At 44.4% G+C, this 871-nt stretch carries 2 protein-coding genes; one reads left to right on the top strand and one right to left on the bottom strand.

Annotation, left to right across the window (positions count from 1 at the left end; all coding sequences use genetic code 11):
• Window positions 1-25 precede the first annotated feature (25 nt).
• Window positions 26-121, top strand: a complete 96-nt coding sequence (locus A3762_RS26340; protein ID WP_369820663.1) for a hypothetical protein — start codon at window positions 26-28, stop codon at window positions 119-121.
• On the opposite strand, the gene A3762_RS04920 is transcribed toward A3762_RS26340, so the two are convergent.
• Window positions 92-871: succinylglutamate desuccinylase (locus A3762_RS04920; RefSeq protein WP_068754371.1), on the bottom strand; the 780-nt coding region annotated here is incomplete at its 5' end. The genes A3762_RS26340 and A3762_RS04920 overlap by 30 nt on opposite strands.

Here is an 871-nt window from a genome sequence, read left to right as displayed (position 1 = left end):
TCGCGATCAACTAGCGCAGAGCGATTTGGCTGACCCACGTCTGATTGATGAATCTAAAACTGCATTAGATGTGCTAACGCAACTACTTGGTTTACCCGCTATTTATGCGTTTCAGCATTAGGCCTGCGCGCTGACCGATCGGCACTTTGCTGTTTGGAAAAATTAGAAGCTCTTCTGTGTTCTCCACTTCATAGATTTTGAGTGGAGACTTTTCCATTATCGTCCCCTGATTGTAGCGCGAGAAATTAGGGGCATCTTCATCAACATACAATACATATTCTGCATGGTCTACGATCAGCTCATGACACACTTCGAATTCATTGAGTTGATCTTGCGCGACAGTTATGAGCTCACCACAGATCATTGATTTAAGACATTGATAAGTGTTTGCGTATTCGCTGAGTTTGTTGAGCCCAAATGGGTACACTTTACCTAGCTCAACCGTGTATGCATCGGTGTTAAAGCTGCGCGCGGTAAAAGAAGAAAACGTTGTTGCTGGCTTATGCTGATAGACCAGTGTCGTACAGCCAAGTGCAGATAGAATCCCACGAGCTTCATCTGAAACATTGTTAGCGTGCTCGGTTTTAGGTTTGAGCGCGAAGCGTTCAACATAGGAATCGCGAATTGCGGTGTGAAGATCTAAGTGTTGGCTGAGGCCATAATCTTCAGCGAATTCAGAGACATATCTCTCTAGTAGTTTTGCTCTTCTAGCATCAATGCTCCCACAAAAATTATCTTCATTGTGAACTCCCATAAACAGCCGATTCATATTGAACTCGATAAAGCGGCTTGCTTTGCGCATTGCTTTGGGGTGCCCAAGTATTAAAAGAGTGGGGCGGGCTATTGAGATGTCTTTGCTAAGAAGCTCTGT

The sequence above is a fragment of the Oleiphilus sp. HI0125 genome, from assembly GCF_001635355.1.
Note: the sequence above shows the minus strand (reverse complement) of the source record. Positions and strands in the feature narration are given on the sequence as shown.